The 23,331-nt window shown below is 39.3% G+C and carries 15 protein-coding genes and 5 pseudogenes; 12 read left to right on the forward strand and 8 right to left on the reverse strand.

Annotated elements, in window-relative coordinates:
• Positions 1 to 281: 281 nt before the first annotated feature.
• The 9 genes and pseudogenes from ilvD (at position 282) to leuB (ending at position 11,406) form a co-directional block, all read left to right on the forward strand.
• Positions 282 to 1,904 (forward strand): dihydroxy-acid dehydratase, encoded by a 1,623-nt coding sequence (gene ilvD, locus WG932_RS24705; RefSeq protein ID WP_483085759.1) that lies wholly within the window; start codon positions 282 to 284, stop codon positions 1,902 to 1,904.
• A 5-nt stretch (positions 1,905 to 1,909) separates the two neighbouring features.
• Positions 1,910 to 3,604, forward strand: a complete 1,695-nt coding sequence (ilvB, locus tag WG932_RS24710; RefSeq protein WP_014020411.1) for a biosynthetic-type acetolactate synthase large subunit — start codon at positions 1,910 to 1,912, stop codon at positions 3,602 to 3,604.
• A gap of 5 nt (positions 3,605 to 3,609) precedes the next feature.
• A complete protein-coding gene (gene ilvN / locus WG932_RS24715) occupies positions 3,610 to 4,110 on the forward strand; it encodes an acetolactate synthase small subunit (RefSeq protein ID WP_014020412.1) in 501 nt (166 codons plus the stop codon).
• Between the two features lie 32 nt (positions 4,111 to 4,142).
• Positions 4,143 to 5,186 (forward strand): ketol-acid reductoisomerase, encoded by a 1,044-nt coding sequence (ilvC, locus tag WG932_RS24720; protein WP_014020413.1) that lies wholly within the window; start codon positions 4,143 to 4,145, stop codon positions 5,184 to 5,186.
• 9 nt (positions 5,187 to 5,195) lie between these two features.
• Positions 5,196 to 6,694: pseudogene (locus WG932_RS24725) on the forward strand (2-isopropylmalate synthase).
• Positions 6,695 to 6,716: 22 nt separating this feature from the next.
• Positions 6,717 to 8,137 (forward strand): annotated as a pseudogene (gene leuC / locus WG932_RS24730) (3-isopropylmalate dehydratase large subunit).
• Positions 8,138 to 8,141: 4 nt separating this feature from the next.
• Positions 8,142 to 8,732 (forward strand): 3-isopropylmalate dehydratase small subunit, encoded by a 591-nt coding sequence (gene leuD, locus WG932_RS24735; protein WP_483085760.1) that lies wholly within the window; start codon positions 8,142 to 8,144, stop codon positions 8,730 to 8,732.
• A gap of 51 nt (positions 8,733 to 8,783) precedes the next feature.
• Positions 8,784 to 10,370: an alpha-isopropylmalate synthase regulatory domain-containing protein gene (locus WG932_RS24740; RefSeq protein ID WP_483085761.1), complete on the forward strand. Its 1,587-nt coding sequence runs from the start codon at positions 8,784 to 8,786 to the stop codon at positions 10,368 to 10,370.
• A pseudogene (gene leuB, locus WG932_RS24745) lies at positions 10,339 to 11,406 on the forward strand (3-isopropylmalate dehydrogenase). Before WG932_RS24740 ends, leuB begins: the two are co-directional and overlap by 32 nt.
• 75 nt (positions 11,407 to 11,481) lie before the next feature.
• On the opposite strand, the gene WG932_RS24750 reads toward leuB, so the two are convergent.
• From WG932_RS24750 to WG932_RS24785, 8 genes and pseudogenes are all read right to left on the reverse strand, one after another.
• On the reverse strand, positions 11,482 to 12,303 hold the full coding sequence (locus WG932_RS24750; RefSeq protein ID WP_014020419.1) for an enoyl-ACP reductase FabI: 822 nt from the start codon (positions 12,301 to 12,303) through the stop codon (positions 11,482 to 11,484).
• A gap of 105 nt (positions 12,304 to 12,408) precedes the next feature.
• Positions 12,409 to 14,061, reverse strand: coding sequence for a DNA repair protein RecN (recN, locus tag WG932_RS24755; RefSeq protein ID WP_483085762.1), 1,653 nt, complete (start codon positions 14,059 to 14,061; stop codon positions 12,409 to 12,411).
• Positions 14,062 to 14,108: 47 nt separating this feature from the next.
• A complete protein-coding gene (gene porD / locus WG932_RS24760; protein WP_014020421.1) occupies positions 14,109 to 15,020 on the reverse strand; it encodes a type IX secretion system protein PorD in 912 nt (303 codons plus the stop codon).
• A 159-nt stretch (positions 15,021 to 15,179) separates the two neighbouring features.
• A pseudogene (gene coaBC / locus WG932_RS24765) lies at positions 15,180 to 16,408 on the reverse strand (bifunctional phosphopantothenoylcysteine decarboxylase/phosphopantothenate--cysteine ligase CoaBC).
• A 1-nt stretch (position 16,409) separates the two neighbouring features.
• Positions 16,410 to 16,727, reverse strand: coding sequence for a DNA-directed RNA polymerase subunit omega (locus WG932_RS24770; RefSeq protein ID WP_149394206.1), 318 nt, complete (start codon positions 16,725 to 16,727; stop codon positions 16,410 to 16,412).
• Between the two features lie 13 nt (positions 16,728 to 16,740).
• Positions 16,741 to 17,667, reverse strand: coding sequence for an outer membrane protein assembly factor BamD (locus tag WG932_RS24775; protein WP_014020424.1), 927 nt, complete (start codon positions 17,665 to 17,667; stop codon positions 16,741 to 16,743).
• Positions 17,668 to 17,732: 65 nt separating this feature from the next.
• Positions 17,733 to 18,446 (reverse strand): T9SS type A sorting domain-containing protein, encoded by a 714-nt coding sequence (locus tag WG932_RS24780; RefSeq protein WP_014020425.1) that lies wholly within the window; start codon positions 18,444 to 18,446, stop codon positions 17,733 to 17,735.
• A 217-nt stretch (positions 18,447 to 18,663) separates the two neighbouring features.
• Complete coding sequence (locus WG932_RS24785; protein ID WP_339676418.1) at positions 18,664 to 20,211, reverse strand: OstA-like protein; 1,548 nt, start codon at positions 20,209 to 20,211, stop codon at positions 18,664 to 18,666.
• Between the two features lie 109 nt (positions 20,212 to 20,320).
• On the opposite strand from WG932_RS24785, the gene tilS reads away from it, so the two are divergent.
• The 3 genes and pseudogenes from tilS (at position 20,321) to mdh (ending at position 23,179) form a co-directional block, all read left to right on the forward strand.
• Positions 20,321 to 21,481: a tRNA lysidine(34) synthetase TilS gene (tilS, locus tag WG932_RS24790; protein WP_483085763.1), complete on the forward strand. Its 1,161-nt coding sequence runs from the start codon at positions 20,321 to 20,323 to the stop codon at positions 21,479 to 21,481.
• 161 nt (positions 21,482 to 21,642) lie between these two features.
• Positions 21,643 to 21,966 (forward strand): cyclic nucleotide-binding domain-containing protein, encoded by a 324-nt coding sequence (locus WG932_RS24795; RefSeq protein ID WP_483085764.1) that lies wholly within the window; start codon positions 21,643 to 21,645, stop codon positions 21,964 to 21,966.
• A gap of 276 nt (positions 21,967 to 22,242) precedes the next feature.
• Positions 22,243 to 23,179, forward strand: a pseudogene (gene mdh / locus WG932_RS24800) (malate dehydrogenase).
• Positions 23,180 to 23,331 lie beyond the last annotated feature (152 nt).

Genomic DNA, 23,331 nt, shown 5'->3' on the forward strand with positions numbered 1-23,331 from the left:
TAAGGGTTTTAATATTGCATTATAATAATATAAAATAAAGTCAGAAATAATACGCTCAAAAGAGATATGTTAGTAGTTGTCAGCCTTGTCGTCCTAATTGTCATTATCATTTAGTAAGTGATGAAGCGCTGATCTATTGCCAATAGAAAAAATCAATCAAAGTGCTTCATTCGAGTGAAGCACTTTTTTTATAAGCCAGTTGTTAAAAATAATTCAGTTATAATGAGCAATTCAAAAAGAATAGTTGGGAGGTAAGCGATAATCAAGAGAATCCGGCGTCAATGGCCATGTTGTATGCAACAGGGCTGACGGATGAGCAGATGAAGCAACCTTTTGTGGGGGTAGCTAGTTGCGGGTATGAAAGTAATCCTTGTAACATGCACCTTAATGACTTTGCAAGAGCCATAAAGGCATCTACTAGAAAGTCAAAACTGACTGGATTGGTATTCAATACAATAGGTATTAGTGATGGGATTTCAATGGGGACTTCAGGAATGCGATATAGTCTTCCTTCCCGAGAGATCATCGCTGATTCCGTAGAGTCATTTATTCTAGGTCATTCGTTTGACGGGATAATTACCGTAGCTGGTTGTGATAAAAACATGCCGGGTGCAGTCATGGGTATGCTAAGGGTCAATAGGCCTTCCATCATGGTGTATGGAGGCACCATTAGGTCCGGTAAATATAAAGGAGAAAAGCTGAATATTGTTTCGGCTTTTGAAGCCTATGGAAAGAAAATCAAAAATGAAATTTCTGATGAGGATTACACGGGCGTAATCAAAAATGCATGTCCCGGAGCAGGTGCTTGTGGTGGGATGTATACCGCCAATACCATGTCTTCTGCCATAGAAGCCATGGGGCTTTCACTTCCCTACAGTGCATCCAACCCTGCCAATTCTCAGGAAAAAGCAGCTGAATGTGAGGCCGCTGGGGAGTTTATAGCCAACTTATTGGCAATGGATTTGAAGCCGAAAGATATTGTCACCAAGAAAAGTTTAGAGAATGCTGTAAGGGTGGTTGTGGCACTTGCAGGAAGTACCAATGCGGTATTGCACTTGTTGGCCATTGCCCGAACTGCTGAAATTGACTTTGGTTTGGAAGATTTCAAGAAGATTAATGCCACCACTCCTGTATTAGGTGATTTCAAACCTAGTGGTAAATACATGATGGAAGACTTGCATGATCAAGGAGGATTGCCGGCATTTATGCGGTACCTTCTAGACAATGGACTCCTACATGGTGATTGCATGACGGTTACTGGCAAAACTATTGCTGAAAATTTGGCTAACGTTGCGCCAATTAAAGTTGCTAAAGGAAGTGTAATCAACCCTATTGATTCTCCTGTAAAAGAAACAGGACACCTTTGTATATTGACAGGAAACTTAGCACCTGAAGGTTCAGTGGCCAAGATATCAGGAAAAGAAGGTGTCTCTTTTACCGGACCTGCAAAGGTTTATAACTCAGAACAAGAGGCCAATGATGCCATGAAAAACATGGAAGTTCAAAAAGGTGATGTGGTCGTCATCAGGTTTGTAGGTCCAAAGGGTGGACCCGGAATGCCTGAGATGCTTAAACCTACCTCAATAATTATTGGAGCAGGATTGGGAGCTGATGTAGCGCTCATTACAGACGGAAGATTTTCAGGAGGCACCCATGGCTTTGTCGTAGGTCATGTTACGCCGGAAGCATATACAGGTGGTCCAATAGGACTTTTACAAAATGGCGATATGGTTACCATCAATGGAGAAACACTTGAAATCTCTTGTGATGTATCTGAAGAAACTTTTGCAGAGCGAAAGAAAACTTGGGTAAATAAAGACTTGAGCCATTTAAATGGAACGTTAAAAAAATATTCTCAGTTAGTTTCTACGGCATCTGAAGGATGCGTTACGGATAAAGATTAACGACTATGAATGATTCACAGATAAGAGGGGCAGAAATTGTAATCAAATCCCTGGTAGCAGAAAATGCCAAATTTATTTTTGGCTACCCGGGAGGGGCTATCATGCCGGTGTATGATGCACTCTATGATTATATGGATCAAATCCAGCATATCCTCACCCGACACGAACAAGGGGCAATTCATGCTGCCCAAGGATATGCCAGAGTTTCCGGAAAAGTAGGGGTTTGTATGGCCACCTCCGGCCCGGGAGCAACCAATTTAATAACAGGCATGGCTGATGCCTTAATTGACAGTACACCTCTGGTCTGTATCACAGGACAGGTATTGTCACCGCTTCTGGGAACAGATGCTTTTCAAGAGACCGATGTGGTAGGGATTTCTATGCCTGCCACTAAATGGAATATTCAAGTAAGAAGGGTGGAGGATATCGCACCAGCTATTGCTAAAGGTTTTCATATTGCCAGATCCGGAAGACCTGGGCCTGTATTGATAGACATTACAAAGGATGCTCAGGTAGCCCTAGGGGACTATAACTATGTGCCTTGTCTAAATATTCGCTCTTACCGACCTTATCCAAAGGTGGAAGACAGTGTGATTGATGCGGCAGCTAAGCTAATCAATAATGCAAAAAGGCCTTATCTTTTATATGGACAGGGTGTAATATTGGGTAAAGCTGAAAGTCAGTTAAAGGCATTTTTAGATAAGACAGGAATTCCTGCAGCTTGTACCTTATTGGGAACAGGTGCCTTGTCAGAGGAACATCCAAATTATGTAGGGAAATTGGGTATGCATGGCAATTATGCGCCGAATATGCTTACCAACAAGTGCGATGTTTTGATCAGTGTGGGGATGCGGTTTGATGACCGAGTAACGGGAGATGTAAAGCGTTATGCCAAACAGGCCAAGGTGATTCATCTTGAATTGGATCCTGCGGAAATTAACAAGATTGTAAAAGCTGAAGTACCTATTTTAGGTGATTGTAAGGTCAGTTTGGAAAAGCTTGTTGAGAAAGTAGACAAGAAAGAACATCCGGAATGGTTCAAGCAATTCAGAGAGCTTGAAGCAGAGGAAAAAAGAGTGGTTGTGGGCAATGATTTGTCACCGACCAAGAATGGCCTGACCATGGGTGAAGTGATTCGACATATCAATGAGTTTAAAGCAGACGATGCGATTCTGGTTACTGACGTAGGTCAGCATCAAATGGTCGCTTGGAGGTATTTTGAATACAAAAACTCCAGAACACAGGTTACCTCCGGGGGCTTGGGTACCATGGGCTTTTCTCTTCCTGCCGCCTTAGGAGCTCAGCTCCATGATTACAGCAAAGAAGTAATCTGTGTAGTAGGAGATGGCGGAATTCAGATGACCATTCAAGAGCTAGGGGCCATTATGCAAACCAAGGCTCCAGTGAAAGTTGTTTTGCTGAACAATAATTTCTTGGGCATGGTAAGACAGTGGCAGCAGTTGTTCTTTGACAAGCGCTACTCTTTTACGGAACTTGATAACCCTGACTTTATAAAAATTGCAGAGGCTTATAATTTTAAGGTTCAAAAAGTAGATGAAAGAGCTGAATTACGTCAGGCTGTAGCTGAGATGTTTGTACATGATGGACCTTATTTCCTTGAGGTGAAAGTAGAAAAAGAGGACAATGTTTTTCCAATGATTGCCACCGGCAGTTCTGTAGAAGAAGTTAGACTTAAATAACTCAGATGAAAAGAAGATACACAATTTCTGTATTTACAGAAAATTTCATAGGAATACTCAGTAGAATTACCCTAATATTTACCCGAAGGGGAATCAATATTGATGGTTTTACTGCCTCAGAAAGTAGAGAAGAGGGGATTTACAGGATCACCATTGAGGTGAATACAACTGAAGAGCAAGTGATTCAGTTGTCAAGGCAAATCGAAAAAATCATTGACGTAATCAAAGCTTTTTATTACTTGGATGATGAAATGGTTTTTCAAGAAATTGCTTTGTACAAAATTCCAATTGACAGTATAGATCCAGGTTTGGAGAAAGTAATTCGCCAGTACAACGCGAAGATTATTTCAGCCGAGAAGGATTTTGTGGTCGTAGAGATGACAGGCCATAAAGAAGACACCCAGGATTTGCTGGAAGTTTTAAAAGAATTCAATGTTCTGGAATTTGTTAGGTCCGGCAGGGTAGCTGTGGCCAAGCCAATGGTGAGTATTGATAAATATTTATAATACCAATTTAAAATCAATTTTAATTTATAGTTATGAAACTGAAGTTCGGTACAGTTGAAGAAAACGTAGTGACAAGAGAAGAATTTCCTCTTGAAAAAGCCAAGGAAGTCCTAAAAGACGAAGTTATCGCCGTATTAGGATATGGGGTTCAAGGCCCAGGACAGGCGCTAAACCTTAAAGACAATGGTTTCAATGTCATTGTTGGACAACGAAAAGATTCCAAAACTTGGGACAAAGCTGTCGCTGACGGATGGGTTCCCGGTGAAACACTTTTTGAGTTGGAAGAAGCCTGTGAAAAAGGAACAATTCTTCAGTTCTTGTTGTCTGATGCCGGACAAATTGCCTTATGGCCAACAGTTAAGAAACATTTGACTCCAGGAAAAGCACTTTACTTTTCTCATGGCTTTGGTGTTACTTACAAAGAGCAAACAGGTATCGTTCCACCAGCGGATGTGGACGTGATTTTGGTTGCCCCTAAAGGTTCAGGAACTTCATTGAGGAGAATGTTTGTTGAAGGTAGAGGTTTGAACTCATCTTTCGCTATTTTCCAAGATGCGACAGGAAGAGCAAAAGAGAGAGTAGTTGCTTTAGGTATTGGTGTAGGTTCAGGATATTTATTCGAAACTGATTTCTACAAAGAAGTAACGTCTGACCTTACAGGAGAAAGAGGTTCTTTGATGGGTGCTATTCAGGGTATTTTCGCAGCTCAGTACGAAGTATTAAGAGCCAATGGTCATACTCCTTCAGAAGCATTCAACGAAACTGTTGAAGAATTGACACAAAGTTTGATGCCTTTAGTAGCTGAAAACGGAATGGATTGGATGTATGCCAACTGTTCAACTACAGCTCAAAGAGGTGCATTGGATTGGTGGAAACCTTTCAGAGATGCAACCAAACCTGTATTCGAAGACTTATACAATAGTGTAAAGACAGGAAAAGAAGCAGCCAAGTCTATTGAAGCCAATAGTAAGCCTGACTATAGGGTGAAATTGGAAGAAGAATTGAAAGAATTGAGAGATTCTGAAATGTGGCAAGCGGGAGCAACTGTCCGTAAATTAAGACCAGAAAACAATTAAAAAATAACGATGTCAGAAAAGCTTTGGATATTTGATACCACCCTTAGGGATGGAGAACAGGTACCGGGTTGCCAACTCGATACCAGGGAAAAAATTGTAGTAGCCAAGGCTTTGGAAGCATTGGGAGTTGATATCCTTGAGGCTGGATTTCCTGTATCCAGCCCCGGGGATTCAATTCTGTTGTGGAAATATCAAAGGCAGTAGAAGACCCTATCATCTGTGCCCTCTCCAGAGCGGTGGAGAAAGACATAGAAGTGGCAGCTGAGGCATTAAAGTATGCCAAAAAAAGCAGGATCCACACCGGTATAGGTGTCTCCGGTTACCACATTGAGCATAAGTTTAGGAGTACTCCCGATGCCGTGCTTGAAAAAGCTGTCAAGGCAGTGAAGTTTGCAAGGAACCTTGTAGGAGAAGTGGAGTTTTATGCTGAGGATGCCGGAAGGGCAGATCCTGAATTCCTTGCGAAAATTGTTGAAGCAGTGATCAAAGCAGGAGCTACAGTCATCAATATTCCGGACACTACAGGCTATTGTCTTCCAGAGCAGTACGGAAATATCATTCGTTTTCTCAAAGAAAATGTCTCAAATATAGACAAGGCCATTTTGTCTACCCACTGTCACAATGACCTTGGTTTGGCCACAGCCAATAGCCTTTCGGGCGTACTAAATGGGGCCAGACAAGTAGAAGTGACCATGAATGGCATAGGTGAACGTGCCGGCAACACCTCATTGGAAGAAGTGGTGATGGCCATAAAAAGTCACAAAGAGGTACCGGTATATACCGGAATCAATACCAAGAAAATTTACGAAACGAGTAGGATTATTTCCAAACTCATGAACATGCCTATACAACCAAATAAGGCTATTGTAGGTAGAAATGCATTTGCACACTCATCCGGAATACACCAAGACGGTGTCTTAAAAAACAGGGAGAATTATGAAATTATAGATCCCAAAGATGTAGGTGTAGAAGAATCATCCATTGTCCTTACAGCAAGAAGCGGAAGGGCAGCGTTAAAGCATCACCTGAAATTATTGGGGTTTGAATTTGACAAAGAAAAATTGGATGAAATTTACGCTGATTTCTTGACCCTTGCAGACTCAAAAAGAGATATAGGAAGAAAAGACCTATTGTCTTTATTAGGTGAACATTTGGAAAACGCTCCCTTCATTGAAATGAAAGAGGTTTTCTACGAAGGCAGTGAAGGAGCAGGAGGTCATGCAAAAGTTGTTCTTGCCATTGGTGAAGAAGAAAAGAGAAGTGAATCCGACGGAAATGGCCCTGTAGATGCAGTCATTAAATCCATCAAGAAATTAATTCCTCAGCAGGTTATATTGGATGAGTTCTTGATCCAAGCAATCACAAAGGGGAGTGACGATGTATGTAAAGTACATATGAGATTGATGCATAATGAACGTCCCTATCATGGGTTCGGATCCGAAACAGACATAGTATTGGCCTCGGCCAAGGCATTTATTGATGCTTTAAATAAATTACCTGTCAAATAAATTTGGCAAAAATCTAAATATAATGGAGAAGAAATCATTATTTGATAAGATTTGGGATGCGCATGTGATCCAGTCTATCCCAAGTGGTCCGGATGTGTTTTTCATAGATAAGCATTTTATCCACGAAGTAACCAGCCCGGTTGCATTCCTTAATCTTGAAAAAAGAGGAAACAAGGTTATGTTTCCTGAAAGGACCATTGCTACTCCCGATCATAATGTACCCACTGTTGATCAGGACAAAACGATCAAGGATCAACTTTCCCGTATGCAAGTTGAAAAATTAAGGGAAAATTGTAAGAAGCACGGAATAGATCTTCACGATCTAGGTACGGACCATCATGGTATAGTCCATGTAATTGGCCCCGAGCTTGGCATTACCCAGCCGGGAATGACCATAGTTTGTGGAGATAGTCATACTTCTACACATGGAGCTTTTGGTACCATTGCTTTTGGTATAGGTACTTCAGAAGTTGAAATGGTTTTTGCTACTCAATGCATCATGCAAGCAAAACCTAAAAAATGCGTATAACCATTGATGGTGAATTAGGCAAAGGGGTTACCTCTAAGGATATTATATTGTACATCATTGCTCAGATTTCCGCCAGTGGTGGTACGGGGTATTTCATTGAATATGCAGGAAGTGCCATCAGGTCTTTGAGCATGGAAGCAAGAATGACCATCTGTAATATGAGCATAGAGATGGGGGCAAGAGGTGGCTTGATAGCTCCTGACGAAACTACTTTTGAGTACCTTAAAGGGAAACAATATTCCCCTAAAGGAGAAGAATGGGACAAGGCTGTTGCACATTGGAAAACACTTCAAACTGATGAGGGTGCTACATTTGATGTAGAATACCAATATGATGCTGCAGACATTGAGCCGATGATTACCTATGGTACCAATCCGGGTATGGGAGTGAAGGTGAGAGGAAATATCCCAACAACAGACGGGATGAATGAGAGTGAAAATAAATCTTATATCAAATCCTTGGATTATATGGGCTTCCAGCCTGGAGAGGCTATGGAAGGCAAAAAAATTGACTATGTATTCGTGGGTAGTTGTACCAATGGACGTATAGAAGATTTGAGGTCTGTCGCTCAATTTGTAAAAGGCAAAAAGAAAGCAGACAATATCACTGCTTGGATTGTTCCAGGTTCTAGAGAAGTAGAGAAAAAAGCAATCGAAGAAGGAATTGTTCAGACCCTTGAAGAGGCCGGTTTTAAATTAAGACAACCGGGTTGTTCTGCTTGTTTGGCAATGAATGATGATAAAATCCCTTCCGGAAAATATGCTGTTTCAACTTCAAACAGAAACTTTGAAGGACGTCAAGGACCAGGAAGCCGAACGCTACTTGCTTCTCCACTTACTGTAGCGGCTGTAGCCATTACAGGCGTGATTACAGACCCAAGGGATATAATAGAAGAATTAGTACAAGAAAAATAATATCATGGCATACGATAAATTTGATGTTTTGACCAGTAGGGTGGTTCCGCTTTCCTCAGAAAATGTAGATACTGACCAAATTATTCCGGCTAGGTTTTTAAAAGCTACAGAACGAAAGGGATTTGGAGACAATCTCTTTAGAGACTGGCGATATGATAAAGAAGGAAATCCTAAACCGGATTTCGTTTTAAATGACTCGACATATAGTGGTAAAATACTTTTAGCAGGTAAAAATTTCGGATCAGGTTCAAGTCGTGAGCATGCGGTATGGGCCATTTATGATTATGGATTTAGATGTGTGGTTTCAAGTTTCTTTGCTGATATTTTCAAGAATAATTGCTTGAATATTGGCGTGCTTCCAGTTACCGTATCTCCGAAATTTGCAGAAGAATTATTTGCAGCTGTGGAAGCGAATCCTGAAGCAGAAGTAGAGGTAGATATCAATAAACAAACCATTACTTTACTTTCTACAGGAAATTCAGAATCTTTTGATATCAATTCTTACAAAAAGCAAAACATGAAAAATGGGTTTGATGATATCGATTATTTGCTGAACCTTAAAGAAGAAATAGTGGCATTCGAAGCCAAAAGGTAAACTTTGCTCTGAGTTTCGAAGTTTCAATTGTGTCAGGTTAATGGTAAGGGAATGCGTAGAGAAAAGAATATAGAAATCATGGACACCACCCTGAGGGATGGAGAGCAAACCTCTGGGGTGTCATTTCTTCCTTCAGAAAAACTCCAGATTGCGAAGCTTTTACTGGAAGAGCTTAGAGTGGACCGAATTGAGGTTGCTTCTGCCAGGGTTTCAGAAGGAGAGATGGAAGGAGTCAAAAGGATCACAAATTGGGCAGAGGAGAGAGGCTTTTTAGGGAGCATTGAGGTTTTAGGGTTTGTAGATACTCCAAAATCTGTAGATTGGATGGTGGAAGCCGGTGCCAAAGTAATGAATTTGCTTACAAAAGGTTCCCTAAATCATCTAACCCATCAACTTAAAAAAACACCTGAAGTTCATTTTGCAGAGATAGAAAAGTGCATTTCCTATGCAAGAACTCATGGCATTGAAGTGAATGTTTATCTTGAGGATTGGAGCAATGGTATGCGAAATTCTAGGGATTACGCCCTCTCAATGATCGAATTTCTCTCCCAGCAGCCGGTCAAAAGAATTATGCTTCCGGATACCTTGGGGCTGCTCTGTCCTGATGAAGTAAAGGAGTTTCTGGAACTTATTTGTGATAAGTTTCCGGAAGTGCATTTTGACTTCCATGCGCACAATGATTATGACCTGTCTGTTGCCAATGTCCTTCATGCGGTAAATACCGGCGCCAAAGGCATACATACCACAGTAAATGGTTTGGGTGAGAGGGCCGGTAATGCACCTCTTGAGTCCATCGTAGCAGTAATAAAGGATTTTACACCTTGTCATCTCAATGTTAACGAGAGTAAAATCTACAGAATAAGTAAGCTGGTAGAGCAATTTTCAGGCTTGAGAATTCCTGCGAATAAACCGGTGGTTGGGGAAAATGTATTTACCCAAACAGCTGGTGTTCATGCTGATGGGGACAATAAAAAGAACCTGTATTTTAGCGATTTGCTTCCTGAGCGATTTGGGAGAACGCGAAAATATGCCTTGGGAAAAACCTCAGGCAAAGCCAATATTTCCAAAAATCTGGAAGAGCTGGGTATTTCCCTTGAGCCCGAAGAATTGACAAGGGTGACACAAAAAATCATTGAGCTAGGAGACAAAAAGGAGCGGGTTACAACTGAAGATCTTCCCTATATAATCTCAGATGTACTTCAAAATAATTCCATTAATAAAGACATTGTTATTGATGGATACCATATGGTGCATTCCAAAGGCTTAAAACCTTCTGTTCAGTTGCGAGTCAAAATATTCGATAACTATTATGAACAGAATGCCTCCGGTGATGGGCAGTATGATTCATTTATGAAAGCCCTAAAGAAAATCTACAAGGGTCTGGACATGCAGCTACCAAAGCTGACGGATTTTCATATAAGTATCCCCCGGGGGAAGACCGATGCTTTTGTAGAATGTGTGATTACTTGGGATTTGAATGGAAGGATCTTCAAGACCAAAGGTTTGGATAGTGACCAAACCATTGCGGCCATGATGGCCACCGAAAAAATGCTTAATATCATAGAACAAATCAAAAATAGTAACAAAACTGAAAAAAAGAATCCTTATGGAAATGAATATAGCCCTATTACCTGGTGATGGAATTGGCCCTGAAGTAATCGCTCAGGCAGTAAAAGTTGTAGATGCTGTCGCTAAGAAATTTGGACATAAAATCACTTACAATGAAGCCATCACAGGTGCTGCCGCTATTGATGCAGTAGGTAACCCTTACCCAGACTCCACACACGAAGCCTGTGTTGCAGCAGATGCAGTACTTTTTGGTGCTATTGGTCATCCTAAGTTTGACAACGACCCAAGTGCAAAAGTAAGGCCTGAGCAAGGGTTATTGGAAATGAGAAAAAATTAGGGCTATTTTCAAATGTTCGTCCTACCTTTACTTTTCCTTCCTTGCTCCACAAGTCCCCTTTGAAAAAAGAAAGAATTGAAGGTACAGATTTGGTTTTTTTAAGGAACTTACAGGGGGCATCTATTTTGGAGAACCAAGAGGTAGAAATGAACAAGGAACAAAGGCTTTTGATTCTTGTGTTTATTCCGTAGAGGAAATTGAAAGACTGGCTAGAATGGGCTTTGAATTTGCAAGGAAAAGAAGGAAACTATTGACCTGCGTGGATAAGGCTAACGTTTTGGCCACTTCTCGTCTTTGGAGAGAAACTGTACAACGTCTGGCCCCTGAATACCCTGATGTCAAAGTTGAATATGAATTTGTGGATGCTGTAGCCATGAGATTGGTTCAATGGCCTAAAGCCTATGATGTCTTGATCACAGAAAACCTGTTTGGAGATATTCTTACAGATGAAGCGTCTGTAATTAGTGGTTCAATGGGATTGATGCCGTCTGCTTCCATTGGGCTTAAAACCAAGCTTTTGAGCCTATCCACGGTTCATACCCACAAGCAGCAGGTAAAGACATTGCTAATCCATTGGCAGCGGTTTTGTCAGCGTCTATGATGTTTGAATACGCTTTTGATTTAATGGATGAAGCTAAAGCTATTTCAGACGTGGTAAATCTGTCTTTGGAAAAAGGCGTGGTAACCGAAGATCTTTCAGAAGGGGAGAAATCCTATAAGACTTCTGAAGTAGGAGATTGGTTGGCCGAACAAATTGAAAAAATGTAAAAATTATATTACATACAAAAGAAAGCCCCTACTGCTAGTTAATAGCTTTAGGGGCTTTTTTAGTTGGTATACAATTTATTTTTTACTTGCTACGTAGGCATCAATTAATTCTTGCGTAATGCCTGTAGTAGAATAGCCTCCATCATGAAACAGGTTTTGCATGGTTACCATTCTGGTGAAATCGGAAAACATGGTGACAATGTACTCTGCACAGGATTCTGCTGAAGCATTACCCAAAGGAGAAGCTAGGGCTGCGAAATCAAAGAAATCATCAAAGCCTCCAATTCCTGAACCTGCTACAGTTTTTGTAGGGGATTGAGAAATGGTATTTACTCTTACATTTTTGTTTTTTCCATACCTTAGGCCATAGTTTCTAGCTATACTTTCTAGTATGGCTTTGGCTTCAGACATGTCACTATAAAAAGGGAATGCTCTTTCTGCGGCAATATAACTTAATGCAATCACAGAAGCCCATTCATTTAGGACGTCTTTCTTTTCTGCCACTTGGAGCATTTTGTGAAAAGAAACTGCTGACACATCGTATGACTTTTGTACCCAATCATAATTCAAGTCTCCATAAGATCTTCCCTTCCGTACATTGGGAGACATACCTATTGAGTGGAGTAAGAAATCAAAATTCCCACCCAAATATTCCTTTGCTTCATCGTATAATTTTTCGATATCTTCGACAGAGGTAGCATCTGCAGGAATAACTATGGTTCCACATTCATCAGCTAAATCCTGAATGGCGCCCATACGCATCGCAATTGGGGCATTGGTAAGGACAAATTTTGCCCCTTGTTCTTTTGCTTTTAAGGCCGTATGCCAGGCAATAGAATTTTCATCAAGTGCACCGGTAATAATTCCTTTTTTTCCTTTTAATAAATTTTCAGGCATTGTATTATTTTGATTTTACAACTTCAATTAAATAATATTCTATAAAATTAACTAATTATGGGTGAAACATTTTCCACGTGGCTTCTAGAAAAGAGATGCGATTGTCTATTTCGTGAGCAATTCTTTTGCATTTTCAAAGGCCGTAGTGGAGGGGTTTGACCCGGAAATCATTTTAGCAATTTCAAGTAATCTTTCTTCTGGGTTTAATAATTTAATTTTACTAATTGTTTTCTTAGAGCTATTGTCTTTGAAAACAAAATAGTGTTTTTCTCCTTTTGCGGCTACCTGCGGCAAATGGCTTATGCAGATAACCTGATGTTTGGTAGCAATTTCTTGCATCATCCGGACCATTTGTAGGGCTATTTCTCCGGATATCCCTGTATCTATCTCGTCAAAAATAAGAGTAGGCAAGGCCATTTTATCTGCCATGACATATTTGATGGCAAACATTAGTCGTGAAAATTCACCCCCTGAGGCTACTTGTCCAATGGGTTGAGGCTGAATGCCCTTGTTGGCAGAAAATAGGATATCAATATCATCGATACCTGATTCATTTGCTGTGACTTCTTTTCGAAGGATTTCCACCCTGGCATTTTCCATTCCCAACTGTGCCAATAAGGATTGTATTTCTCTGCTAAAACCATTAAAGATTGCCTGTCTCTTTTTTGACAACTTCTGGCCCATTGCACTAAGTTTCTCTTTGGTTTCATTCAGTAAAATTTGTTGATTGGCCAACTCCTCCTCTAAGTGATCGCCTTTAAAAACCTTGTCTGCAAGAGCTGAGGCCAGCTCCAAGAGCTCTTTATCACTTTGTACGCCATGTTTCTTCTGAAGCTGGTAGATTTTACTTAATCTTTCCCTTACCCACTCAGACTTTTCAAAATCTACTTCGATTTCCTGCTCTTCCAAAGAAAGACTTTCTAAAATATCATTTAGCTCTATTAGCAAACTTTCAAACCTTTGATTTAAATCTTCAAAATTCTTTCCGAATTTCTGTAGGTATTGAAAGTGTTGCTTGGCTGCAGCCAACTGTTGCATTGCACCCAATTCCTCGTTTTCAAGGTGGTCCAGTGCTTGGGATGCTCTTGATTTTATTTCTTCTGCATGGTTTAATAATTCTTCCTTTGCTTCCAAAGAGGCTTGTTCCCCTTCTTCTAAGTTTAAACTTGACAACTCTTCCAACTGAAACTGATTGTAATCTGCTTCCTGTTGGTATTGCTGCTTTTCTTGTTCTAGCAAACGCACCTTTCTTTGCGTTTTTATATAGTCATGATACTGTATAGAATAAGCTTCTTTCTCTTTGCTAACCTTAGCAAAAGCATCTATCAGGGAGAGCTGGTAGGAGGAAGCTCCCAACAATAAGGTCTCATTTTGGGAATGAACATCCATCAGAATTTTCCCCAAGACCTTCAGGTTTTCCAGCCTTACTGGTGTGTCATTAATGAAAGCACGAGATTTTCCTGATGGAGAAATTTCCCGCCGAATAATGCATGCAGGTTCATAGTCCAACTCTTCCTTCTCAAAGAATCTTTCTAAACCATAATTTTGAATATTGAATACGCCTTCAATAATGCATTTTTTTTGCTCATCAAATAATGCTTTGGAATCAGCCCTATTTCCCAATAGTAAGCCCACTGCCCCAAGCATAATGGATTTTCCGGCTCCTGTTTCACCGGTGATCATATTGAGACCGGCACAGGGCTCCATTTCTAATTTTTCTATCAAAGCATAGTTGGTAATGCTAAGGTTGGTTAACATGTTGCTTTGGTTTCGTTTAAGGTGTCAAAATTAACCAAAATTGAGGATTATCCTTTCAAAATATCATTGTATTTTCTGGCATTGTTAGGGTCTACCTTGAGCAATACTTCTACGGCTTCTTCCTTCAATTCCATAGGAGCAGCCTTAAGTATCTTGCTAATTTCATCCGATTTAGCATCCATAAAACTAATCGTTAGAATACTATTTGGTTGAACCTTGTTGGCTTCCTGCACCATTTTTATTGCCTCTACTATGTTTTGATAACTTTCAGATGGTTTCGTAGTTAACAAATCAAGCCCCATTCTGTGGTACAAATAATAGGCATCCCTAACAGGCACCATCACTTGGGAGTTGTAAAGGTCATTGGCCAGCCAATACCGATTTCTCTTATCTGAAGGGTTTTGATTCCATCCCGAACTTGACGATTGTTGTGCATTGGCTACAATATTGTTGGCAACTTCAAAATAGGGATCTCCTCCTCTTGGTGAAAATGAGTCATGGTCTATCCCTATGGCTATATAGGCATAATAGGCCAAGAGTGAAGTAATATTGTTTAAATAAGAGAACTGATTGAATTCCAATGGCTGGGATTCTGTATATTCAAAGGTCCAATTCCGGTCTGCAAAGTTCAGGATCAAGCTTTCATAATTGGATCCATATATGGGCCTAACCGTTTGGACTTGGACTGTGGCATTGAATATGCCTACTTGAGGCATGTCATTGATTGTGATCAATAGGTTGCCTTTTATTCTTTCCTGAGGCTTGAGTTCTGCATCCGTCCAGTTACGCCCATTAAGGAATTGCTCAAAAGCAGATTTCATCTGATCGAAAATATCTGTATCCTGGGTTCTTGCACGTTCACTATTTATTGTTACAGTGAAATTAAGTTGCTGAGAAAGCAACTTTATGGGACTTAAAAAAAGCCCAAAAAGCAATATGAAAACTGTGGGGCGTACCATTTGATCCTTTTGTAAGCTGAATGGAAACTCTTAAAACCCGAAAGGTTCTAATCCTTTCGTTACCTGCTGAAATATTAACCTAACTATCAACTGCTTCTGTTAATATTTATTTTCTCAAAAACCTTTAATGATTAACCCAAAGGTTTGCATCATACCATTTTAAACGTCAGTATTGTCAAACTTGTTTTCTAGAAGCGAACCAATCCGATCCAGAAGCTGAATGGCCAGCAATTCCTTAGACATTACCGGAGTTTTAATATTTTCTTTATTTTTTGACAGTATAGTTACCTGGTTAGTGTCTTTTTGAAATCCTGCTTCGGAGTCAAGAAGTGAATTTAAGACCACAAAATCAAAGTTTTTTCTTTAAGTTTATTCTCTGCACTCAATACACCTTCATCTGTTTCTAAGGCGAAACCGATATGCAACTGTCCCTGTTTTTTATTGGCACCCAGTGTTTTAGCAATGTCAGGATTTTTAACCAATTTGATTTGAAGGGCACTATCCTTTTTCTTTATTTTTTCAACAGAAGGTTTTTCTGATCTATAATCAGCTACTGCAGCACAAAATATGACCACCTTTGCTTCATTATGATGGTTTTGGCTGGACTCAAACATATCCAAGGCACTCGTCACCGGAATGATTTTTATGTTAGGATGGGGTTTGGGCTTTAAGGCCGTTGGTCCTAAAATCAAGGTTACTTTAGCTCCTCTCTCTGCGGCTTTCTCTGCCAGTGCAATGCCCATCTTACCGCTTGAATGATTACTGATATACCTCACAGGATCTATGGCCTCTTGCGTAGGGCCTGCAGTAATAAGTATATTTTTACCTTGAAAACTAAGGTCAGGATTTAAGATATCATGAATTGCGGCGAAGATCGCTTCTGGTTCAGGCATCCGTCCTTGACCAATTAATCCACTGGCCAATTCCCCGCTTGTAGCTTCCATGATATGGTTGCCATAGCTCTCAAGGGTGGCAAGGTTTTGTTTTACAGAAGGGTGTTGGTACATATCCAAATCCATTGCCGGGGCTAGAAGCACCGGGTGGGTACATGAAAGATAGGTACAGGACAATAAACTGTCACTCTGCCCACTAGCCAATTTGGAAAGGGTATTTGCTGACAATGGAGCGATCACCAATAAGTCAGCCCAAGCCCCTAAAGCTACGTGGTTGGTCCATTCCCCCGTTTTTTGATTAAAAAAATCAATAGAAACCGGGTTTTTGGATAAGGTGGCCAAGGTAAGTGGTGTAATAAAGTCAGAAGCAGAAGTTGTCATTATAACTTTAACTTCTGCCCCTGACTTTACCAATAAGCGAACAAGGTGTGCGGCTTTGTAAGCAGCAATTCCCCCGGTTACACCTAATAGAATACGTTTGCCTGTTAGCGGCATGTTATGATTTGCTTTCCTCTTCTTCCGGGAACCTAAACATTACTTTGTCTTCCATGAATTCCTCCATAGCCAAAGTACTAGGCTTAGGCATTCTTTCATAGAATTTTGATATTTCAATTTGCTCTTTATTTTCAAATACTTCCTCAAGATTATCAACAGTTGAAGCAAACTCAGAAAGTTTGTTGTTCAACTCTTCCTTCATTGTGGATGAAATTTGCTTTGCTCTTTGTGAAATTGTGAAAATAGATTGGTAAAGGTTTCCTGATTTCTCAGCTACTTTGTCCAAATCTCTTGTAATAATTGACGGATTGATTGCCATATTTAATCGGTTTTTAATTGCCTACATTTTTTAAAGCTTCAGTAGCTTCTTGGTTTTTTTGTTCTTCTTCTCTCCTTTTAAGTGCCTCCGCTGTTCTGGCTTCATACTGTGCTTTTAAAGCATAGTGGTCGTCCAGCTTTTCCTTGGCTTCGGATTGAATTTCTATCACTTCTTCTAAGTATTCGCTTTCGGGATATTTTTTCTTAAAATCATCTGCAAAGCCAAGTGATTGTTCAAATCTTTCTTCTCTTTTATCGAATACGCTTCTTTCAGCATATGCCGCACTCACTTCTACCAATTTGAATGCAAGTTCCTCATTGTAGTCACTATCCGGATAGGATTTAGCGAAATTTTGAAAATTGACTATGCAAGCCCTGAAAAATTCACCTGGAAATAAGCCTTCAGTAAGACGGTAATACATTTTTGATTCGGTATAAGCCTTCTCTTCAAATCTTTTCTGGAGAACATCGATCATGGAAATTGCGCGCTCATAAGAATCAGATTCAGGAAATCTGTTCATAAACAACTGAATCGCATTGACAGCCTCTTTCGAACTCCTTTGATCCAAATTATAATCAGGGGCATCCAAATACAACGAATAAGCATTCATGAACAGTGCCTCTTCAGCCAAAGGTGAACGGTTATAGGTGTCGAAAAATGTTTTAAAATATTCTGCTGCTTCAATGTATCTCTTGGTCCTAAAATGAGCATATGCATAATTGAACTCAGCCAATTCTGCTTTTCCACTTCCTTTTATTACAGGTAAAACTCTGTCATATAGGATAATGGCTTTGTTGTGCTCCCCTTCATCATAATAGCGATTGGCGGCTTCATAGAGTTCGTCCCAATTGGTACTTTTCTCTAATTTGTAAAATTCGCCACAGCTAAAAGTTAGCAGTGAAGCAAAGAATATTAATATGTAATGGTGTGCTTTTATCATTTGACCTGCAAATATAATGGATTAATAATTGGTTATCAAGGAGGTTTCTACGCGAATGCCTATACTTATCTTTTGACGTAGAGTTTTTTTGTGACAATATTTTTATTGTCAACGATCAAAGTATAGAAATAAGTACCTGGGTTCAGGTCTGTAACGGGGATTATTAAAGATTCTTGTGAAGGATCGAGCCTAAAATCATAAATGGGATTCCCTATGAAACTATTGATTACTACGCGAACATTTGCGCTTGAATTTTTTATTTTATAATCCAATTGTGCAGTTCTTACACTTGGATTAGGGTAGATTTCATCCAAATCCACATCTTTATGACTGAAATTATCTGAAGGTTGATCAGAAACTACATTGTAAACATTTTCAACTATAAATGCATCTCTGTTGTTAGAAGTATTGAAGAAATGTAAATCAAAGGTTCCTTTTGTGGCTGTGATTCCTAATTCAAATTCTATATAAATATTTGTTGTTACTTCCCCCGGCTCTAGTGTAAACCTAATTTGCGAAAGATCCTTTCTCGGGTCAAAGCAGTTATCTCCGATACAAATAAGAATGTTCTGTGAAGAACCAACATTCCCTTGCAAGTAGCGAAGGTAGTAAGTGGCACTTTCTTTAGCATCATTCTGAAGGATGAGCGTTTTTCTTTGGGTAGTATTTACCTTACCATTAAATTCAATTTTATCGCTCAACACACGTACTTGATTTGCAGCTACAAACTGTAGCGCAAACAACTGTAAGGTGATAAAAAGTGATAAAAATAATTTCATGTAAAGTCTAGTTCAATAAGTTTTTTGTTTCGTTAACAAAGATTTTCTCCCTCGTTTAGAAGTATATACGTATAAAAATACCAAATTGGTTCCACTTTATCGGTAGGTTTGGGTTAAAAAATGTTAACAATCATAAAATTTTTTTACAAATCACCGTTGAAAAAATTTTCCCGAAAACTCAAACTTCAAAAAAATGTAAGATGTACAGTAAATCGAATTAATTATCGGTAATAATTTGTATTTCATCATTTTCAGGGTAGGGGAGCTTTACATCGGGTTCATCAAAAAAGCTATACCGGTTTTTGTCCCTGATTTTTGGCGTTCTCCAGTCATTTATAGTTTTTCGACTGGGTCTTTCGTCAGCTCTCCATGTAAACCCTTCTAAACTTTGATCTCCTTCTTCAAATAAATGTGGCGGTGTAAAAGATGCTTCAGGTTTTATAGTATGGCTAATCCTTGAAACGGTTCCCTCTTTAAATTCCATGATTATCCTTCCACACAACAGCTTATTTAAACCTTTAATTGTAGTGTCGTTCTCTACTGCAAAATACAAGGACTCCCCATTTCCTTCCACATCCAACTTATCCATTTCGCTTTCTATAAAATACCCGGTCATCTTTCTTCCCTTAATTTGGTTAAAGTTGCCTATGGTGTCTCGAGTGATGGCAAAGGCATTATTCCTTAAAAAAGCCCTATCTATTTCCTGATTTGCAATCAAAAAATTAATACTGTCAGCTGTTATTTGGCTTTTATTGCTCCAAAGTACAGGGTCAGAATACAGATGAACAGTTGAGTCGGCATAAATATAAGCCATAGAATCTGACCTTCCAGCCAGCTCAGATTTAATCAAACGCATGTTAGGATAGGCTAGGGTATACTTTTCTTCTGCATTTTCCCCATCTTGGGTGATAAGTGTGTCGGCAATCATAAGCAAAGTATCCGTCTCAAAATACTTTCTTACCAGGGCATTCCCATAAACCTCAGAATACTGTCTGTCCTCCCAATACTTACCTTCATCACCGAAAACTTCTACATTCCTTTCCTTGTTTAGAATGCTTACATTCTTTTTGGCTTCATAATATTGAGCCTTTTCATCAAAGAAAAGTGTCTCTCCATACACAACGCTGTTATCGGACTCTACATCCCCATCATAAAAGCGAAAAATTTTATTTTCAGTGTCATAAAAACTTCCTTTTTGTGCATTTAGCTTATTGCCATCCTTGGATAGGATGTTGGTAAGCTTTTCTGTTTCTGCAATTTTGGTAGTAGTGTAGTAATAGAGTGTATTTGATTTCATGGTGTAGTCAGGATTTTCCAAGACCACCTTTTTATTGAAAGTAATTTTTTCAATTTTTGTTTCATACAACCCTTTTTCACTGGTTAGAACATTGGTGCTGTCTTTAACCATCCCTGAATTGAAATAAATTGCTTCTCCTGTAGCTCTGTTGTAATCCAAGAAGTCTGTATAAAGCGTTGTGCCCTCATTGACTAAAACCACATTGTTTCTTAACAGCGCAAGCTGAGTATCACCATCATATTCTGCATAACGACTAGTGACGGTAACTGAATCTTGTTTATCATCGATTTTTACATTGCCGAAAAGTTTGGCAATATTTTCCTCAGAATAGAAATGCGCCGAATCACAATAAATCAAGGAAGACTTGTGTTTCATAATTACATCTGTGATTAACCTTTCAAAACCTTTGCCTCCCAAAAGTGAGTCGGCTTGTAGGATTTCCACACGACTATTATTCTCCTGAGCCATTGTCTTTGAAAGACTCAAGCTAGTTAGTAAGCAAAATAAAATAATTCTGATATTTGTCATTCGAATTTATTTCCGAGGCAAAATTAATATAAAATAGTACTTTTGGTTTATGCTGGAACGATTTATCAATCATGTACGCAAAAATAAAATTTTAGATGTGCAATTACCCTATCTTGTTGCTGTAAGTGGAGGGGTAGATAGTGTCGTTTTGGCCCACTTGCTTACTTTGGCAGGGTTTAAAATCTCAATAGTTCATTGCAATTTTCAATTGCGTGGAGCAGCTAGTGATGCGGATGAGCTTTTTGTAATTGAGCTTGGCATACAATTGGGAGTGCCTGTGCACACCAAAACTTTTGATACCCATGCCTATATGGATAAACATGGGGTTTCGCTACAGATGGGGGCCAGAGATTTAAGGTACAATTGGTTTGAAGAGCTTAATTCCTGTATGGGTACTGGTGGGGTGATAGTTGCCCATCATGCTGATGATCAAATAGAGACAGTAATGCTCAACCTATTGCGTGGAACAGGGATAGAGGGTGTGTATGGCATGAGCAGTAAAAGGGATTTTATCCGAAGGCCTTTGCTTCCCTTTTCTAGAAAGGAAATAAAGACATTTTTGGAAAGGAATAACCTGCATTGGACGGAAGACCAGAGCAATGCCAAAACCATTTACAAAAGAAATTTTATTAGGCACAAATTTTTGCCTTTGCTTCTTGAGTTTGATCCTAAAGGGGCCGAGTTAATCCAATATAGTTTTGACAGACTGAAAGATACAGGAAAGGCATTTTTTTACCTTTTTGACCGGTGGGTGGATGAAAATGTTGTTTTAAATGATGGGTTTGAGGTATTGTCATTTTCAAGTATAGCAGGTCTGCCGGGGAAATCATCACTGCTTTTTTATTGGTTAAGAAGAAAAGGTTTTGTATATGCACAGATTGAGGATATCTTGTATGCTGTAGAACGTCAAGAATCAGGTAGACAATTTCTCTCAGAAGGTTGGCTATTAAATATCGATAGGGAGGGTTTGATTTTAGGAAAACAATATGAAGAGAGAAAACTTATCAAAATTGACCTGACTGATGAAGGGTTTGTCTTGGATAATAAGTACAGCTACAATTGTACCCGACTTGACCATTCAGTAGCACTGGATCGCTCAGCTCAAAATGCCTTATTGGATTTTGATTTGCTTAACTTTCCTTTGATCATAAGAAACTGGGAAAAGGGGGATAAGTTCATGCCACTAGGGATGCGAAATTTTAAAAAGTAAGTGATTTTTTGATTGATAGAAAAGTACCACTAATCAAAAAAATGAGGTGAAAGTTATGTGTTCTGGTGACAGCATCGTTTGGCTAGTGGGCTTTAGAATTGATGACAGGTTCAAAATCAGCAATCGAACCAAGAAGGTGTTTTATGTAAAAAAATTAAACCATGATAAATCCTTTTAAGAAAACCTATAGTCCGTCAGAGCAGAAAAAATTTACCTTTTTAGGAAAAGTTAATTTTTTCGAGGATTTAACTTTTGATGAAATGTCACAATTCTTACCGGCTATTCATCAAAGAAAGTATGTGCAAGATGAGGTGGTGTTTTTTAGAAATGATCCGAGCCAAGCACTGTATATCCTTGAAAAAGGGGAAGTGACACTGAATATCGATATTCGGACAGATTTTGAAACAATTATTAAAATCAATGAAGGGGAGCCTTTTGGGAGAATTCTCTGCTCGAGAACTCCAAAAGAATATATACAGCTATAGTAAGCACTGAGGAGGCTGTGTTATGGGTGATTCCAAATTATGCCATTTTGGATATCTTTCACAGCAATCAAAAGGTAAAGGCAAAAATGATGAGTTCTCTTGCCACTTTCTATGACCGCAGAAACCAACAGCTTTTTCTTCTTACAAGAAGTCCTATGGGTTTTTTAACCTTGGACAGATGTTTGAATAATTATGAGGATTCCTTCATATAAAGCACATTCTTTAATATCTTAGCGCAAATTTTGATAAAACATTAATCTAAATCGATTATAAAAGATGACAAAAGTAACCGTAGTCGGAGCCGGAAATGTTGGTGCCACATGTGCTGATGTATTGGCTTACCGAGAAATAGCAGAGGAAATTGTCTTAGTAGACATCAAAGAAGGTGTGGCTGAAGGCAAAGCTCTAGACATCTGGCAAAAAGCCCCTATCAATGCATATGATAGTAGGACTGTAGGGAGTACCAATGATTATTCTAAAACTGCCGGATCAGATGTGGTTGTGATAACATCAGGTTTACCACGTAAGCCGGGGATGACCAGAGATGATTTGATCGAAACCAATGCAGGTATTGTGAAAATGGTTACAGAAAATGTAATCAAACATTCTCCGGATGCCATTATCATTATCGTTTCAAATCCATTGGACGTAATGACTTACCAAGCACATATTGTATCTAAATTACCAAGAACAAGAGTGATTGGTATGGCCGGTATCCTTGATACAGCAAGATACAGAGCTTTCTTGGCGGAAGCACTTAACATCTCCCTAAAGAAATCCAAGCGATATTAATGGGTGGACATGGTGATACCATGGTGCCATTGCCTCGATACACGACGGTTGCAGGTATCCCTGTTACTGAATTGATCGATAAGGATACTTTAGACGCGATCATCGCAAGAACAAAATCAGGAGGAGGAGAACTTGTTAAGTTGATGGGGACTTCCGCATGGTATGCACCGGGATCTGCAGCTGCCCAAATGGTAGAAGCAATTGTTAAAAATCAAAAAGAGTATTCCCTGTTTGTGTTAAGCTTGAAGGAGAATATGGAATTGACGACTGTTACCTAGGTGTGCCGGTAATACTTGGTAAGAATGGTATTGAGAAAGTGATTGAATTGGATTTGAATGATGATGAAAAAGCATTGTTAGAAGTTTCGAGAAATCATGTAAAAGAAGTGATGTCGGTTTTGGATAAAATCGGCAACAAATAATTAAGTAATTGAGCTTTTTATGGAAATCCCAACTTTGATTAGTTGGGATTTTTTTGTTGTTTTGAGAGTAGTTGATACATATTAAAAGACAATAGCCTATTGAAAAATCTGCTGGTAATTTTATTAGTTTTGGTGTTTGGATTTATTGGCTT

It is taken from the genome of Cyclobacterium sp. SOCE241 (assembly GCF_056867545.1).

Excerpts from the sequence above, each read along its gene's own strand:
- tilS (WP_483085763.1), top strand. The coding sequence starts at position 20,321 with ATGCTGGAACGATTTATCAATCATGTACGCAAAAATAAAATTTTAGAT.
- porD (WP_014020421.1), bottom strand. The coding sequence starts at position 15,020 with ATGGTACGCCCCACAGTTTTCATATTGCTTTTTGGGCTTTTTTTAAGT.
- WG932_RS24780 (WP_014020425.1), bottom strand. The coding sequence starts at position 18,446 with ATGAAATTATTTTTATCACTTTTTATCACCTTACAGTTGTTTGCGCTA.
- WG932_RS24795 (WP_483085764.1), top strand. The coding sequence starts at position 21,643 with ATGATAAATCCTTTTAAGAAAACCTATAGTCCGTCAGAGCAGAAAAAA.
- ilvD (WP_483085759.1), top strand. The coding sequence starts at position 282 with ATGGCCATGTTGTATGCAACAGGGCTGACGGATGAGCAGATGAAGCAA.
- recN (WP_483085762.1), bottom strand. The coding sequence starts at position 14,061 with ATGTTAACCAACCTTAGCATTACCAACTATGCTTTGATAGAAAAATTA.
- WG932_RS24740 (WP_483085761.1), top strand. The coding sequence starts at position 8,784 with ATGCGTAGAGAAAAGAATATAGAAATCATGGACACCACCCTGAGGGAT.
- WG932_RS24785 (WP_339676418.1), bottom strand. The coding sequence starts at position 20,211 with ATGGCTCAGGAGAATAATAGTCGTGTGGAAATCCTACAAGCCGACTCA.
- ilvC (WP_014020413.1), top strand. The coding sequence starts at position 4,143 with ATGAAACTGAAGTTCGGTACAGTTGAAGAAAACGTAGTGACAAGAGAA.
- WG932_RS24750 (WP_014020419.1), bottom strand. The coding sequence starts at position 12,303 with ATGCCTGAAAATTTATTAAAAGGAAAAAAAGGAATTATTACCGGTGCA.
- WG932_RS24770 (WP_149394206.1), bottom strand. The coding sequence starts at position 16,727 with ATGGCAATCAATCCGTCAATTATTACAAGAGATTTGGACAAAGTAGCT.
- leuD (WP_483085760.1), top strand. The coding sequence starts at position 8,142 with ATGGCATACGATAAATTTGATGTTTTGACCAGTAGGGTGGTTCCGCTT.
- ilvB (WP_014020411.1), top strand. The coding sequence starts at position 1,910 with ATGAATGATTCACAGATAAGAGGGGCAGAAATTGTAATCAAATCCCTG.
- ilvN (WP_014020412.1), top strand. The coding sequence starts at position 3,610 with ATGAAAAGAAGATACACAATTTCTGTATTTACAGAAAATTTCATAGGA.
- WG932_RS24775 (WP_014020424.1), bottom strand. The coding sequence starts at position 17,667 with ATGATAAAAGCACACCATTACATATTAATATTCTTTGCTTCACTGCTA.